General features: G+C 46.0%; 16 protein-coding genes, 1 other RNA gene and 1 pseudogene. 13 read left to right on the top strand and 5 right to left on the bottom strand.

The annotated features are described in order from the left end of the window. Positions 1 to 4 precede the first annotated feature (4 nt). From AUL54_RS14095 to AUL54_RS14105, 3 genes are all read right to left on the bottom strand, one after another. Positions 5 to 322 carry a catDE operon transcriptional regulator CatR gene (locus tag AUL54_RS14095; RefSeq protein WP_016937909.1) on the bottom strand — a complete coding sequence of 106 codons (318 nt, stop codon included), beginning with the start codon at positions 320 to 322 and terminating at the stop codon, positions 5 to 7. A gap of 80 nt (positions 323 to 402) precedes the next feature. After that, entirely contained in the window at positions 403 to 834 is a 432-nt protein-coding gene (locus AUL54_RS14100) for a helix-turn-helix domain-containing protein (protein ID WP_016937910.1), read from the bottom strand. A 24-nt stretch (positions 835 to 858) separates the two neighbouring features. Further along, a complete protein-coding gene (locus tag AUL54_RS14105; RefSeq protein ID WP_016937911.1) occupies positions 859 to 1269 on the bottom strand; it encodes a transcriptional repressor RghR in 411 nt (136 codons plus the stop codon). A gap of 195 nt (positions 1270 to 1464) precedes the next feature. On the opposite strand from AUL54_RS14105, the gene AUL54_RS14110 reads away from it, so the two are divergent. The 7 genes and pseudogenes from AUL54_RS14110 (at position 1465) to AUL54_RS14150 (ending at position 8555) form a co-directional block, all read left to right on the top strand. After that, complete coding sequence (locus AUL54_RS14110) at positions 1465 to 1653, top strand: helix-turn-helix domain-containing protein (RefSeq protein WP_101605598.1); 189 nt, start codon at positions 1465 to 1467, stop codon at positions 1651 to 1653. Between the two features lie 121 nt (positions 1654 to 1774). Further along, on the top strand, positions 1775 to 2005 hold the full coding sequence (gene secG / locus AUL54_RS14115) for a preprotein translocase subunit SecG (RefSeq protein WP_013353627.1): 231 nt from the start codon (positions 1775 to 1777) through the stop codon (positions 2003 to 2005). 118 nt (positions 2006 to 2123) lie between these two features. Further along, the gene (locus AUL54_RS14120; RefSeq protein WP_016937913.1) at positions 2124 to 2864 is read left to right on the top strand and encodes an alpha/beta hydrolase; all 741 of its coding nucleotides are present in this window, start codon (positions 2124 to 2126) and stop codon (positions 2862 to 2864) included. 18 nt (positions 2865 to 2882) lie between these two features. Continuing rightward, positions 2883 to 5216, top strand: coding sequence for a ribonuclease R (gene rnr / locus AUL54_RS14125; RefSeq protein ID WP_060964252.1), 2334 nt, complete (start codon positions 2883 to 2885; stop codon positions 5214 to 5216). 139 nt (positions 5217 to 5355) lie between these two features. After that, positions 5356 to 5826: an SsrA-binding protein gene (gene smpB, locus AUL54_RS14130; RefSeq protein ID WP_003151688.1), complete on the top strand. Its 471-nt coding sequence runs from the start codon at positions 5356 to 5358 to the stop codon at positions 5824 to 5826. Positions 5827 to 5993: 167 nt separating this feature from the next. Then, positions 5994 to 6356, top strand: a transfer-messenger RNA (tmRNA) gene (gene ssrA, locus AUL54_RS14135). Positions 6357 to 7404: 1048 nt separating this feature from the next. Then, a pseudogene (locus AUL54_RS14150) lies at positions 7405 to 8555 on the top strand (IS3 family transposase). A 56-nt stretch (positions 8556 to 8611) separates the two neighbouring features. On the opposite strand, the gene AUL54_RS14155 reads toward AUL54_RS14150, so the two are convergent. Next, entirely contained in the window at positions 8612 to 9265 is a 654-nt protein-coding gene (locus AUL54_RS14155; RefSeq protein ID WP_060964255.1) for a hypothetical protein, read from the bottom strand. Between the two features lie 164 nt (positions 9266 to 9429). Between AUL54_RS14155 and AUL54_RS14160 the strand changes: the two genes are divergently transcribed. Together AUL54_RS14160 and AUL54_RS14165 are read left to right on the top strand one after the other, a co-directional pair. Then, positions 9430 to 9735, top strand: coding sequence for a barstar family protein (locus AUL54_RS14160; protein ID WP_060964256.1), 306 nt, complete (start codon positions 9430 to 9432; stop codon positions 9733 to 9735). A gap of 114 nt (positions 9736 to 9849) precedes the next feature. Continuing rightward, positions 9850 to 10644 carry an SDR family NAD(P)-dependent oxidoreductase gene (locus AUL54_RS14165; RefSeq protein ID WP_060964257.1) on the top strand — a complete coding sequence of 265 codons (795 nt, stop codon included), beginning with the start codon at positions 9850 to 9852 and terminating at the stop codon, positions 10642 to 10644. 40 nt (positions 10645 to 10684) lie between these two features. Here the strand turns inward: AUL54_RS14165 and AUL54_RS14170 are convergent, their stop codons facing one another. After that, on the bottom strand, positions 10685 to 11575 hold the full coding sequence (locus tag AUL54_RS14170; protein ID WP_060964258.1) for a LysR family transcriptional regulator: 891 nt from the start codon (positions 11573 to 11575) through the stop codon (positions 10685 to 10687). 151 nt (positions 11576 to 11726) lie between these two features. On the opposite strand from AUL54_RS14170, the gene AUL54_RS14175 reads away from it, so the two are divergent. From AUL54_RS14175 to AUL54_RS14190, 4 genes are read left to right on the top strand one after another with little or no spacing between them, the layout of a single operon-like run. Further along, on the top strand, positions 11727 to 12266 hold the full coding sequence (locus AUL54_RS14175; protein WP_060964259.1) for a GNAT family N-acetyltransferase: 540 nt from the start codon (positions 11727 to 11729) through the stop codon (positions 12264 to 12266). Then, positions 12263 to 13075: an amino acid ABC transporter substrate-binding protein gene (locus AUL54_RS14180; protein WP_060964260.1), complete on the top strand. Its 813-nt coding sequence runs from the start codon at positions 12263 to 12265 to the stop codon at positions 13073 to 13075. Before AUL54_RS14175 ends, AUL54_RS14180 begins: the two co-directional genes overlap by 4 nt. 25 nt (positions 13076 to 13100) lie before the next feature. Then, on the top strand, positions 13101 to 13913 hold the full coding sequence (locus AUL54_RS14185; RefSeq protein WP_060964261.1) for an amino acid ABC transporter substrate-binding protein: 813 nt from the start codon (positions 13101 to 13103) through the stop codon (positions 13911 to 13913). Between the two features lie 22 nt (positions 13914 to 13935). After that, positions 13936 to 14658, top strand: coding sequence for an amino acid ABC transporter permease (locus AUL54_RS14190; RefSeq protein ID WP_060964262.1), 723 nt, complete (start codon positions 13936 to 13938; stop codon positions 14656 to 14658). Positions 14659 to 14668: the final 10 nt, after the last annotated feature.

Consider the following 14668-nt stretch of genomic DNA (forward strand, 5'->3'; position numbering starts at 1 on the left):
TTTATCAGGAAGGATCAATCCATGTTGAAGACCACTTGGAAATTTCCTCTAAAATAGGGGCTAATGCACAGCCTTTTTTCGTTAAAGAATACTCAATACGGACAGGCGTTTCGGGGATAACATCCCGTTTGATGACACCTTCTGTTTCAAGTTCTTTCAGACGTTCTGACAAGACTCTTCCGCTTAAATTCGGAAGCGCCGCTTCAATTTCGCTAAATCGCTGCTGTCCGTTCAATAACTGAAAGACGATTAGAGCCACCCAGCGTTTACTTAGGATGTCGACCGCTTTTTCGAATCTGGGGCACATTTCTGATTGGTTCATGCTTTTTCACCTCGTCTTCTGCTATTATACCGCAAAATCGGAGGGAACGTACGTCTGGCGCTTGTTAAGTTGAGGGAGGATCAAAAAGAGGATGAGGAATCCGGGGAGCGCTTTTTCGCTTCAGCCGCGATAAAATCAAAGTATTTGCTGACGCTTTCAATATCTTCCTTTGTGAAGTGCTGCCACTTTTTGCTGTCAAACAGCGGCAGATGCTCCGCGCCTCTGTCAACGGCGGTCTGATAGATGGCGCGGATGGATTGATAGCTTTCGGATGTTTCGCGGATTTCCTCCTGAAACGCCTTGATGTGTCCGGCCCGCGCCATTAACTCTTCGTACGGAATTTTTAATGTGTCCGCCAATTTCTTGATGGTCGCCGGTTTAGGAATGCCGCGGTGCCCGTTTTCAATTCTGGAAATGGTCGCCGAGCTGACGCCGGAATAGACGGCAAGCTGATTGACGGTAAGCTTCCGGGCGCGGCGCAGCTCTCTTAATTGCTTTCCGAATGTATTCAATAAGATCGCCTCACATGTGCAAAGTCATGAGTCTTCATTTTTTCTTTTTTTGGCTTCAGCTGACAAGAACGCAAAGTATTTATCAAGCAGAACCAAGTCTTCTTTCGACAGGTGCCGCCAGTTCTCCCGCTCCAAAAGTGATAAATCATCCAGCTCATACGTTTCGGCTTTTTCCAGCAAGGTGCACCCTGTGTCGTATGGGGCTCTCGTTTCCTGAACGGTCTCTATGTATCCCGCCGTCTGCATCAGTTCCTCATACGGGATTTTTAACGCATCTGCGAGCTTTTTAATGGTTGCAGGTTTCGGCACCCCGCGTTTGCCGTTTTCAATCCGCGAGATTCCCGCGGCGCTGACGCCTGAATACGTTGCCAGCTGGTTCACTGTCAGATGCCGTTTTTCCCGCAATGTCCGTAATTGTTTCCCGAAGCTTTCCACAGTCTCTCCCCCTCCCGCGGTCTATTTATATTCTAGTATGTTTATTGACTAAAGGGAATAGTCAGGCTGGAAAAGTATTGACAAAAGTTAACAAAAGCCGTATCTTATGTATAAGAAAGAAAGTATTTGACAGAACGGAAGGTGAAGAAAGTGGTCGAAAAGATACAGATCAGAAGAGATTATGTGCTGCAGTATATGGTCAATAATGACTACTCGTTAAACCAGCTCGCCCTGGAGATCGGAATATCTCCCGCCACACTGAGCCGTGTACTGAATGGAGAGCGGAGGCCGGGCCAGCTGGTCATCGGAAAGATGCTCTATTACTTTGACATGAAGTTTGAAGATCTTTTTTACTACGATTTTGTTGACAAAAGTCAACAGTGATGAAAGATTCAAATTGCATTTCCGTTTTTCTGACATGATGTGCACCGATACGGCGTGACATGCCTTTGCTTTTCATGTAAAATAGAAGCAATGTAGGCCAGTCAGTCTGGAGGTGTATGGGATGCACACTTTATTGATTACCTTATTGGTTATCGTCAGTATTGCACTTATTATTGTCGTATTGCTTCAATCCAGCAAAAGCGCCGGTTTATCGGGTGCGATTTCAGGCGGGGCGGAGCAGCTTTTCGGAAAACAGAAAGCAAGGGGCCTTGATCTGATTCTTCACCGCACAACCGTTGTGCTGGCAGTCTTGTTTTTCGTGTTGACGATTTCGCTGGCGTATATCGTATAAGGCAATGTTTGTATAAGGTCTGATTTAATATCAGGCCTTTTTCTTGTTGAGAGACGGCGTTTGTTTCTCGCAAAACTGTGGAAAACTAAATTGAATGTGCAAAAAAGGGGTTATGAGCATGAAAATTGTGACACCAAAACCATTTACATTTAAAGGCGGAGACAAGGCGGTGCTTCTGCTGCACGGGTTTACGGGAAATACGGCAGACGTCAGAATGCTCGGCCGCTACTTGAATGAGCGCGGCTACACTTGTCACGCGCCTCAATATAAAGGGCACGGCGTTCCGCCGGAAGAGCTGGTACATACGGGGCCTGAAGATTGGTGGAAAGACGTCATGGACGGGTATGAATATTTACAATCTGAAGGCTATGAAAACATTGCGGCCTGCGGACTGTCGCTTGGCGGGGTTTTTTCATTGAAATTGGGTTACACTGTACCCATAAAGGGAATTGTTCCTATGTGTGCGCCGATGCACATTAAAAGTGAAGAGGTTATGTACGAAGGAGTTCTCTCCTACGCGCGCAATTATAAAAAATTCGAAGGAAAACAGCCGGAGCAGATTGAAAAGGAAATGAAGGAGTTTGAAAAAACGCCGATGAATACGCTCAAATCGCTTCAGGAGCTGATTGCCGATGTGCGCAAAAACGTCGACATGATCTATTCCCCGACATTTGTGGTTCAGGCACGGCATGACCATATGATTAACACAGACAGTGCAGACATCATTTACAACGAGGTGGAAACGGACGACAAACAGCTGAAATGGTATGAAGAGTCAGGCCATGTCATTACGCTGGACAAAGAACGGGACCTCGTTCATCAGGATGTGTACGAATTTTTAGAGAAACTCGATTGGTAACAAACAGGAGGTCGGATAATGGAAAAAGAAGCGTTTATGGACCGTCTTCTCGCGTTTATGAAGGAAGAGGCGTACAAGCCCCTTACCGTTCAGGAACTTGAGGAGATGCTGAACATCACGGAAGCCGAAGAATTTAAAGAGCTGGTAAAAGCGCTGGTGGCGCTCGAGGAGACCGGACAGATCGTCCGCACCAGAAGCAACCGCTACGGGCTTCCGGAAAAAATGAATTTAGTAAAAGGAAAAATTTCCGCGCATGCAAAGGGATTCGCGTTTCTCTTGCCGGAGGATACCTCTTTAAGCGATGTGTTTATTCCGCCGAATGAGCTGAATACAGCTATGAACGGCGATATCGTCATGGTGCGGCTCAATTCCCAGTCAAGCGGATCGAGACAGGAAGGCACGGTCATCCGCATCCTGGAAAGAAGCATCGACCGCGTTGTGGGCACATACACAGAAACGAAAAGCTTCGGCTTTGTCATCCCGGATGATAAGAAAATCACGAGTGATATTTTTATTCCGAAACATGCCAATAACGGCGCTGCGGAAGGCCATAAAGTCGTCGTCAAATTGACAAGCTACCCTGAAGGCAGAATGAACGCCGAAGGAGAAATCGTTGAAATACTCGGCCATAAAAATGATCCGGGCATCGATATTTTATCCATCATCCATAAGCACGGCCTGCCGGGAGATTTTCCGGCTGAAGCGATGGAGCAGGCAACAAGCACGCCGGATACCATCGATGAAAAAGACATCAAAGACCGCCGTGATCTCCGCGATCAGGTCATTGTCACCATTGACGGGGCGGATGCGAAGGATCTGGATGACGCCGTCACTGTAACAAAGCTTGATAACGGCAGCTACAAGCTCGGCGTCCATATTGCCGATGTCAGCCATTACGTCACGGAGAATTCCCCGATTGATAAAGAAGCGCTGGAAAGAGGGACAAGCGTGTACTTGGTTGACCGGGTCATTCCGATGATCCCGCACAGACTGTCTAACGGAATCTGTTCTTTAAATCCGAAGGTCGACCGCCTGACGCTTTCCTGCGAAATGACAATCAACCAGCAGGGACAGGTGACAGAGCACGAGATCTTCCAAAGCGTCATTAAAACGACGGAAAGAATGACCTATTCAGATGTCAACCGGATTCTCACAGAAGACGACGCCGAGCTGAAAGAAAGGTATGAGCCGCTCGTCCCGATGTTCAAAGACATGGAACGTCTGGCGGAAATTCTCCGGGCGAAACGGATGGACCGCGGCGCCGTGGATTTTGATTTCAAAGAGGCGAAGGTGCTCGTCGATGAGGAAGGCGCCGTAAAAGACGTCGTCATCAGAGAGCGCTCAGTAGCGGAAAAGCTGATTGAAGAATTCATGCTTGTGGCAAACGAAACGGTTGCCGAGCACTTCCATTGGATGAACGTGCCGTTTATTTACCGGATTCACGAAGAGCCGAACGCCGAAAAACTGCAAAAGTTCCTAGAGTTCGTCACCACATTCGGTTATATCGTCAAAGGGAAAGCCGGAGACATTCATCCGCGCGCGCTGCAAAGCATTCTTGACGAAGTGCGGGACCGTCCGGAAGAAACGGTGATTTCAACCGTCATGCTCCGTTCCATGAAGCAGGCGAAATACGATCCGCACAGCTTGGGCCATTTCGGGCTGGCGACTGAATTTTATACACACTTCACATCGCCGATCCGCCGTTATCCTGACTTAATCGTTCACAGGCTGATCAGAACGTATTTGATCAACGGACAATCGGACGAAGCGACTCAGGAAAAGTGGGCCGAACGCCTTCCGGAAATCGCTGACCATACGTCAACGATGGAACGGCGCGCCGTTGATGCAGAGCGGGAAACGGACGATCTGAAAAAAGCGGAATATATGCTTGATAAAATCGGCGAGGAATTTGACGGCATGATCAGTTCCGTCACGAACTTCGGAATGTTCGTCGAGCTGCCGAATACGATTGAAGGGCTTGTGCACGTCAGCTTTATGACGGATGATTATTACCGTTTTGACGAGCAGCATTTCGCCATGATCGGCGAACGCACGGGCAACGTTTACCGGATCGGAGACGAAATCACGGTCAAAGTCGTCGACGTTAATAAAGACGAGAGAAACATCGACTTTGAAATTGTCGGCATGAAAGGCACCCGCCGTCCGAGAGAAACAACAGGCGACCGCAGAAAACGAGGCAGACCGGCGCGGAAACGCGTGTTAAACAGCAATACCCCGGCTTCACCGCCGAAATCGGAGGAAAAAGGGGAATGGTTTACAAAACCGAAGAAGAAAAAGAAAAAACGCGGTTTCCAAAACGCGCCGAAACAAAAACGCAAAAAGAAGAAGTAAATGCGAAAAGCAAATGGGGCAAAATGCTCTGTTTGCTTTCTTTCGCAAGCCGCATTTTCATTGTCGCGGAACGCTCCATTTGCTAAAATAAAGCGTATCGCACACATGAACGGTTTTTGCGGAGAGAGGAGGATAAGGCATGCCAAAAGGATCAGGCAAAGTATTATCACAAAACAAAAAAGCAAACCATGATTACTTTATAGAAGAAACCTATGAAACAGGCATCGTGCTGCAGGGGACGGAGATTAAGTCCATCCGCGCCGGCCGCGTAAACATGAAGGATTCCTTTGCGAAAATCGAGCGCGGCGAAGTGTTCCTCCACAATATGCACATCAGCCCGTACGAGCAGGGAAACCGCTATAACCACGACCCGCTCCGGACGAGAAAGCTTTTGATGCACAGGAAAGAAATCAATAAGCTGATCGGCCTGACGAAAGAAAAAGGCTATTCCCTCGTGCCGCTGAAGCTGTATTTGAAAAACGGCTTTGCCAAAGTGTTAATCGGCCTCGGAAAAGGGAAGAAAACATACGATAAACGCGAAGATTTAAAACGAAAAGACGCCAAAAGAGAAATCGAAAGAGCGTTCAGAGACAGACAAAAAGGCTTCTGATGCCTGAGCCTTGATGTGATGACTGCCCTATGCTATACTGTTCACACATCAGATTCACAGGCTGTTTATTGAAGATATTTCCAATTGAATTTGTCTGTGATCATGATATAATAACAGTACAGCCAGTTGAGCAAGAGCTTGATAAATCTCCCGTATACCCTTAACAAGGGGACGTTACGGATTCGACAGGGATGGATCGAGCTTGAGCTGCGAGCCGAGAGGCGATCTCGTTAACACGCACCTAAATATAACTGGCAAAACTAAAAGTTTTAACCAAAACTTAGCACTAGCTGCCTAATAAACGCAGCGAGCTCTTCCTGACATTGCCTATGTGTCCGTGAAGAGCACATCCAAGTAGGCTACGCTTACGTTCCCGTCTGAGAACGTAAGAAGAGACTGACAGACTAGCTCTCGGAAGGCCCGCCCGCAGGCACGAAGACGAGTGAAACACGAAATATGCAGGCTACGCTCGTAGACGCTTAAGTAATCGATGTTTCTGGACGTGGGTTCGACTCCCACCGTCTCCATACATAACGCCGAAACCGCAGTGTTATCAAGGCTTTCAAAGCTTTCGATGGCACTGCGGTAACATTTTGGCAACACTTTTTAAAATTCTTCGTTTTCTCCCTTTGTGCTGAAAGGAAGATGGCTTTCGTTTTAATGCCATACCTCCTCATATCTAATTTCCTGCCGGTACATTTTAATTTCCCTTACTACTTATTCAATACTTTAAAGGATAATCTAAAAGATGATTTTTCTGTGCTGTATGTTTGCTTTATCTTATCATTTTGTATTATCCGCTTTTTCATATTTTGACAAATATTAAGTTGTCCAGGAAATACAGTAAAGAATAGAGATAAAGCCAACAGAATGACTATGCTCTTTGTCTGCCTGTTTTCAGAATGAGATGAAAGGTAGTATTGAATTGCGGAGTATTTTCTTCAGTCTCGTACATGGTTCTTCTGTTTAGATTTTAAATGAAATTGTTTTCCGCATAGAAAATGTTTCGGTTTATACTTGAAGTTAGTGAAGAGTATTAGCTATTTCGGGAATTACATACAATATAAACTAGGATTAATTCATGTTATCATTGTTTTATGGGAGGTGACGACATGAGTAAGATGAAGAAGGCTCAATGTACCAACCTAAACGAAAGATTAAGCACTTAACTACCAATAAGTATTTTTGATGAGCGCGGAAAAAATTTATAGTAAGGATTGAAAAGATTAAAGAATAGGGAGGGCAGATCATTGTTTTTTAAAACTAGTAGAAATACGGATGAAAAGAGCACTAATATAGCTTTCTATTCTTCATTCATCTATTGGTCAGGTTTTTTATTGATAAATAGTATCCTTGATTTTTTTAACAAGGGTTTAAAGATAAATTCACTTTTGTTATTAATATCAGGCTTAATAGTTTTTTTTGTTAGTGAATTTATATCAAGAAGTATCAGAAAAATAAAAAATAAAAAAGTGTGAGCGAAAGGGACTGACCCCATAATATGAGACAAACAAAAAACACCTTCAAGTTTGAAAACGGATCGTTGTTATCCGAAATTAGACTTGGAGGTGTTTTTCTATGATGGCAAGAGTGAGTTATCCGGTTGAAGTCAAACAGAAGGCTGTAGAAATGAGATTGGCGGGCGTGCCTGTGAAGGAGATCATGCAGGAATTGAATATAAAGAATAAGACGCAGGTGCAGACATGGGTCAGGTGGTATAAAGCTGGGGATACACATCGATTCGAACAACCTGTCGGAAAGCAATATTCTTATGGGAAAGGTCCAGAGTATTCTTCCGAATTAGAGAAACTGCAGGCAGAAAATCGTTATCTGAGACAACAGAATGAAGTGTTAAAAAAGTACAACGAATTGGAAAGGAAGCTGATAGCGAAACGCCAGTCGAGCTTGTAGAAGCATTGCGCGGCACAATGACCATAAAGGATATCTGTATTCATTTAGGTATCTCACGAGCATCTTATTATCGTTGGAAGAAGAAGTTGATGAAAGATAACCCTAAATACCATTTAGAAAAACAAATCGGCACGTTGTGCCGAGAACACAAGTATCGATATGGCTATCGGAAAATCACAGCCATATTAAAAAAGGGAATGCGTATGAATCATAAAACGGTTCAGCGCATTATGCAGAAGAATCAGTGGCAATGCCGGGTTAAGGTGAAAAAGCGTAAGAAGAATGGGCAGCCATATGCCGTGGCCGAGAATATATTGGATCGAAACTTTCAGTCTGATCGCCCTCTGGAAAAGCTAGTAACGGATATCACATATTTGCCTTATGGGCAGAAACAATTGTATCTTTCCAGTATACTGGATTTATACAATTGAGAAGTGATTGCTTTTACGATTGGCGATAGACAGGACACAGACTTTGTCTTACACACACTTGATCAGCTGCCTGCACTGCCAGAGAACTGCGTGTTACATAGTGACCAAGGTTCTGTTTATACATCTTATGAGTATCAGAAAGCTGTTAAAACAAAAGGCATTACCATGAGCATGTCCCGCAAAGGGACGCCCGCTGATAATGCCTCCATCGAATCGTTTCATTCCTCACTAAAGTCTGAAACGTTCTACCTCGACAGGTTGGAAAGCACTACGACGACCATCGTAGAACAAACTGTCGAAACCTATATACACTATTATAACAACATTCGTATTCAAACGAAACTAAACAACCAGCCGCCGGTCACATACCGACAGCTGGCTGCTTAAAGGTGTTTTGATCCCTGTCTCAAAAACGGGGGTCAGTCCCGAAAGCTCACACTTTTTTATTGAGATCTACAACTATATGTATTCGTTGCTCCTGAACCCATTTTTGTAATAATTATGCCTTTTCCTTTAGAATTGCAGGCATTTATAGTACCCATACCTAGAAGCGGTACCGCACCTAACATTAATGTAAGTGCAGTTGGGCTTTTAGCAAAAATTTTAGCTATAGCTGCAGCTGTACCCCAAAATCCACTATTAATTCCAACAGCAGCACTCAATTGTTTTATTTGTGAGTTGCTAATTTTATATTCTTTATAGTTTATAACTCCCATTGTTGTTACAATATGTTCAACAGGTTTAATAACTTCACTTCTATTTAATTCGTCAACATACTCTTTGAATATGATCAAAGCGTCATTTCCTGTCAAAGAAGCAGATGTTTGATTTTCATAATTTACAATAGTATCATACAGGTTTTTTGCCGCTAAACTTAGTTGACTTATTTCTTCTGGAGAATTAGATGATAGATTTTTCATATCCAATTTCTCATCTAATTCATTGATAGCATCAACTAATACTGCGGTGTTTTGTACATCTTTTCCTGGTACAGTTATCGTGTCATTTTCTGACGTTTTTGTGATGGCTAAAGTGCTGATAGGAAAAATGCTAAATAAAAGCACTAGCGATAATAGAAAAACAAAAGATTTTTTCATCTATCTATAACCCTCCTTATAAGATTCAATTAAATTCTAACAATAATAAATAATACAGTAAATAACTAGAATGTTAATTTTTCCTTAACAAGTGTGAGATGAGTTATAATAACGGGTCCAGGTAATGGGGCAAGGTGTTCCGGAAAATAAAGGAGTCCATTTGAATGATAGTTGTCATCATAGACGGAAAAGATATTACAAGCACAGAAGCTTTACACCGAATCTTAAAAGATAAATTAGATTTCCCGGACTATTATGGTGAAAATCTGAATGCCTTATGGGATTGCCTGACAGGATGGATCGAATATCCGCTGACTTTGGTGTGGAAGAATTTTGAGATCAGTCAGAAGGCATTGGGTTCGGATGCTGATGATGTATTAAGGATATTAAAAAAGGCTGAGGCAGAATTAGATGGTGAGTTTTTCATTCAAATCGAACAGCCGTCAGCCGGGTCAAACGACAGGCACTAAAAAGTGCGTACTTCCCCTCATCCATTTTTCTATCCGATAATAGGGACGGAAGGTTTCAGGCTTTCGATTTCTGTCCATATATAAGAAGAGACTTGCGATAGGGAGGAATGGACGATGGATTTGCAGTTGAAAGGGAAGACGGCGCTTGTGACGGGATCTACGTCAGGCATCGGGAAGGCGATTGCGGCTTCGCTGATTGCAGAAGGAGCGGCGGTGATCATTAACGGCCGCCGTGAAGAAAAGGTGAACGAAACGATCCGGGAATTAGAGAAACAGACGCCGGGTGCCCGGCTCTATCCGGCCGCATTTGATTTAGGCACGGCGGAAGGATGCGGCGCGATTTTTCAGCAGTATCCTGATGTGGATATTCTCGTGAACAATTTAGGAATCTTTGAACCTGCGGAATACTTTGATATTCCTGACGAGGAGTGGCTCCGGTTTTTCGAGGTGAATATCATGAGCGGCGTGCGGCTGACACGCCGGTATGCAAAGCGGATGATTGAACGGAAGGAAGGGCGGGTGATTTTTATCGCGAGTGAAGCGGCCGTCATGCCTTCTCAGGAAATGGCCCATTACAGCGCCACGAAAACGACGCAGCTGTCGCTGTCACGCAGTCTGGCCGAGCTCACGGAAGGGACGAATGTGACGGTGAATACGGTCATGCCGGGCTCCACGAAAACAGAGGGCGTCGAAACGATGCTGGAGTCGCTTTATCCCGGTGAAAACCTGACAGCGGCTGAAGCGGAGAGACGATTTATGAAGGAAAATCGTCCGACGTCGATCATTCAGCGATTGATCCGTCCGGAAGAGATCGCCCATTTTGTCGCCTTTTTAAGCAGCCCGCTGTCGTCAGCCATTAACGGATCTGCTTTGCGGATCGACGGCGGCTTGGTGCGGAGCATTATATAAGATGAATATACAAAAACCCCCGCAAAGTGGCGGGGGTTTTTTAATGCGGATCACGCTGAAACCGGCTGATGATCCTGCTGATTAAATCTTTTGTGGCGGAGTCAAAATGCTCTTCTTTTTGGTTTGTCAACAGCCCGACCGGCGGTGAAATTGTTAAGTTATGGATCGGAATGACCTTCGTGCCCTCGATCGGCTCTGAGTGCGCCGTCGCCGTAAAGATCGAGACGCCGATATTTTCCCTGACATAGTATTGGTGAGCCATGCTGCTGGTCAGCTCCATTTTTCGATAGCGGCTGCCGATGGCCCGCTGCAGGTGCTGTTCAATTTGAATCCGGATCGGGCAGTTGGCGGGCGTGAAAATCAGGCATTCATTTTCTAAGTCTTCGAGATTGATACTTGTTTTGGCTGCAAGGGGATGTGTGTCGGACACGATGACATTGAGCGAGTCATGGAAAAACGGATCGAAGTAGTTTTCCAGAATCAGCTCCGGCTCGCCGCATACCGCAAAATCAATGGCGCCCTCCAGCAGCTTGCGGCTGCATGTATTGGCATCATCCACGCTGACATTGACCGACATGTCAGGATAATCATCTAAAAACTCCCGCAGCACGGCAGGAAAGATCAGGCTTGCCGTCGGTTCGGATATGCCGATCTGAATAAGGGCGGCCTGCCCCTGTCTGATGTCGGCCAGAGTATGGTCAAGCACCTCATACTGTGCGAGAAGCTGCCCGGCCCGCTCATGAAACAGCCGTCCCGCTCTTGTCAGTTTCAGCTTCTTTCCCCGTTCAAAAAGCTGCGCGCCTACATCCTGCTCCAGCTGTTTAATCCGCATTGAAATCGTCGGCTGTGAATAGTTCAGAATTTCGGCGGCCTTATAAAAGCTGCCTGACTGTACGATGGTATGAAACGTTTTAATGGTGCGTAATTCCAACGAAATCCCCTCCAGGCTGTTCATTAATTTTCTTGAACTTTTCCTTTATTTTTTTTGATTAGTCAAATAAATCAGTTTGCTTTATAGTATAAACAATTAAAGCTTAGTAAACAAATTGGAATTATATATATTTTCGGGGAGAGTGAACGGAATGAGTGAAGACATATTTCGATTGGCTGAAAAAAAGGATGCGCCGGAGTTTTTAGAGCTGCTGTACAGCGCGTTTCAGCCGATCCGCAATTTGGAGATTGATTGGCCGTCGGCGCGGGCTGACATTGACATGGTAACAGAAAATATTGAAAATCATTCAGCCGTCGTGCTGGAACGGGACGGACGGCTTCTTTCAACCATTACAATCCGTTTTCCGTGGGAGAGTGACACGCCTCCGTCAAAATATCCGTTTGTCTGGTGGTTTGCGACGCTTCCTGAGCTGAAGGGACAGGGCATCGGCAGCAAACTTTTGACTTATGTGGAGGAACACGTGCTGCGGGATACGCTGAAGGCCCCGGCCATCACGCTCGGCACCTCGGCGCGCAAGCATCCCTGGCTATTGGATATGTACAGACGGAGGGGCTATGAAGTGTATTTTGAGCAGGAGAAAGACGGAGACATCGGGGTCATGATGAGAAAGGTGCTCATACCGGAGCGGTTTGACGCGTCGCTGTTAGGCACACCGAGCTGGGCGCAATGATAAAAAAACGGATCAGAGCCGGCTGTCTGCTTCTGCTGCTCGGCGCGCTGGCCGGGTGCGGACAAGGAGAAAGCACGAAAGCGGGGAGCGGCGTGCAGACCGTCATTGTCGGCACGGGAACTGATTTTCCGAACATTGCTTTTATGGATGAAAAAGGCGAGCTGACCGGCTATGACATTGAAGTGATGAAAGCCATTGATAAACAGCTGCCGCAATACAAATTTGTCTTTAAGACGATGGATTTTTCGAATCTGCTTACAAGTCTCGGAAACCGGAAAATTGACGTGATCGCGCACAATATGGCGAAAAACAAGGAACGGGAGAAACGATTTTTGTATCACAAAATCCCGTATAACTACTCGCCGATGTACATCACGGTGAAGGCGGATAATGACGCGATACACACGCTCCGGGACTTAAAAGGAAAAACCGTCATCGTCGGCGCGACGTCAAACGCGGCGGATTATATGACGGCATACAACAAAGCCCACGGCAGCCCGATACATTTGAAATACGCCGGGCAGGGCAGCAATGATACAGCGAACCAAATTGAGACAGGACGCGCTGACGCCACTGTATCTACGCCGTTTGCCGTCGATTTTCAAAATAAGACGCACGCGTTCAAACAAAAGACGGTCGGTGATGTGCTGCTGGATACAGAAGTGTATTTTATGTTCAATAAAAACAGCCAAACCCTGGCGGACGATACGGATCGGGCGATTCAAAAGCTTGAGAAGGACGGCACATTGAAAAGGCTGAGTGAGAAATGGCTCGGCGCGGATTATTCAAAATCAAGTCTCACGAAATAATTGAAGCAGAAAACGGGGCGATCACATGAAAATAAAACTGGCGGTCATGTCATTAACAATTGCCGCAACGGCGGTGTTATCAGCCTGCGGCGCTGGCGGGGAGGCGGCATCAGGCAATCAGAAAAACGTGAAGAACATCACGGTCGGCACGGGAACTCAATTTCCGAATATTTGCTTTATCGATGATAAAGGAAAATTGACGGGCTATGATGTTGAGCTGGTGAAAGAGCTTGACAGGCGCCTGCCGGACTATCGTTTCACTTTTAAAACGATGGATTTCTCCAATTTGCTTGTCAGCCTCGGACAGCATAAAGTCGATATCGTGGCTCATCAAATGGAGAAAAGCGCCGAACGGGAGAAAAAATTTCTGTTCAATCAAGTCGCGTATAACAACTTCCCGCTGAAAATCACGGTGCTCCAAGAGAACGGGAACATTCACGGCATTGAGGATTTGAAAGGGAAGCGTGTCATTACGAGTCCGACGTCAAACGGCGCGCTTGTGCTGAAGAAATGGAATGAAAAACACGGCAGTCCGTTTGAAATCGCCTATGCTGGCCAAGGCTCCAACGATGCGGCCAATCAGCTGAAATCCGGCCGCGCCGATGCGACGATTTCCACGCCGTTTGCTGTCGATTTCCAAAACAAAACGAGCGCGGTCAAAGAAAAAACGGTCGGCGGGGTGCTGTCAAATGCCAAAGTGTTCTTTATGTTTAACAAAAATGAGCAAACGCTGAGTGATGACATTGATAAAGCGCTCAAGGAAATCATTGATGACGGCACGCTCAAAAAGCTGAGTGAAAAGTGGCTCGGCGCGGATTATTCAAAGGAGCAATATTAAATGAAAAAGAGAGGGATCGGCAATGGAAAAAGCGTTTGATATCAGTATGATCGCATCCTTTGTGCCGACATTGCTCGGGTATTTGCCCGTCACGCTGTATATATTGGCGGTGTCTTTGCTGTTCGGCTTTCTATTGGGGCTGCTTTTGGCGCTGCCCCGGATCTATCGCATTCCCGTGCTGAATCAGATCGCGAAGCTGTATATCTCTTTTTTCAGAGGAACGCCTATTATGGTGCAGCTGTTTATTGTTTTTTACGGCATTCCGGCGCTCACGGCGCTCGCCGGAATTGACACTTCCAAAATGGACCCTTTGTATGCGGCCATCGCCACGTATGCGCTGAGCAGCGCGGCAAGAGCGGCGGAAATCATCAGGGGAGGTGTGAACAGTGTCGACCGCGGACAGGCGGAGGCGGCGTTCAGCATCGGGCTGAACGGGGGGCAGACATTCCGGCGCATCATTCTGCCGCAGGCGCTCGTGCAGGCTTTTCCCAACATCGGGAATATGGTGATCGGTTTTTTAAAAGATACGTCACTCGCTTTTTCAATCGGGGTGATGGATATGTCGGGCAGAGGGCAGACATTGATTACATCGAGCAATCATTCTCTTGAAGTGTATATCTCGCTTTCTGTTCTGTATTACGCGGCCGCCCTTTTATTTGAATGTGTCTTCAGATGGTGTGAAAAACGAATCAAGAAAGATGAGACGCGGCTTGTGACGGTTTTTGACATGAGCGCGCACAGCTGAAAAGGAGGGA

This window comes from Bacillus sp. SDLI1, assembly GCF_001553895.1.
GTDB lineage: Bacteria > Bacillota > Bacilli > Bacillales > Bacillaceae > Bacillus > Bacillus siamensis.

Bases quoted from the DNA above. Each gene is read 5' to 3' on its own strand.
- rnr (WP_060964252.1), top strand. From the start codon at position 2,883: ATGGAAAAAGAAGCGTTTATGGACCGTCTTCTCGCGTTTATGAAGGAA.
- AUL54_RS14120 (WP_016937913.1), top strand. From the start codon at position 2,124: ATGAAAATTGTGACACCAAAACCATTTACATTTAAAGGCGGAGACAAG.
- AUL54_RS14160 (WP_060964256.1), top strand. From the start codon at position 9,430: ATGATAGTTGTCATCATAGACGGAAAAGATATTACAAGCACAGAAGCT.
- AUL54_RS14175 (WP_060964259.1), top strand. From the start codon at position 11,727: ATGAGTGAAGACATATTTCGATTGGCTGAAAAAAAGGATGCGCCGGAG.
- AUL54_RS14165 (WP_060964257.1), top strand. From the start codon at position 9,850: ATGGATTTGCAGTTGAAAGGGAAGACGGCGCTTGTGACGGGATCTACG.
- AUL54_RS14155 (WP_060964255.1), bottom strand. From the start codon at position 9,265: ATGAAAAAATCTTTTGTTTTTCTATTATCGCTAGTGCTTTTATTTAGC.
- AUL54_RS14095 (WP_016937909.1), bottom strand. From the start codon at position 322: ATGAACCAATCAGAAATGTGCCCCAGATTCGAAAAAGCGGTCGACATC.
- AUL54_RS14110 (WP_101605598.1), top strand. From the start codon at position 1,465: ATGGTCAATAATGACTACTCGTTAAACCAGCTCGCCCTGGAGATCGGA.
- secG (WP_013353627.1), top strand. From the start codon at position 1,775: ATGCACACTTTATTGATTACCTTATTGGTTATCGTCAGTATTGCACTT.
- AUL54_RS14180 (WP_060964260.1), top strand. From the start codon at position 12,263: ATGATAAAAAAACGGATCAGAGCCGGCTGTCTGCTTCTGCTGCTCGGC.
- AUL54_RS14185 (WP_060964261.1), top strand. From the start codon at position 13,101: ATGAAAATAAAACTGGCGGTCATGTCATTAACAATTGCCGCAACGGCG.
- AUL54_RS14190 (WP_060964262.1), top strand. From the start codon at position 13,936: ATGGAAAAAGCGTTTGATATCAGTATGATCGCATCCTTTGTGCCGACA.
- smpB (WP_003151688.1), top strand. From the start codon at position 5,356: ATGCCAAAAGGATCAGGCAAAGTATTATCACAAAACAAAAAAGCAAAC.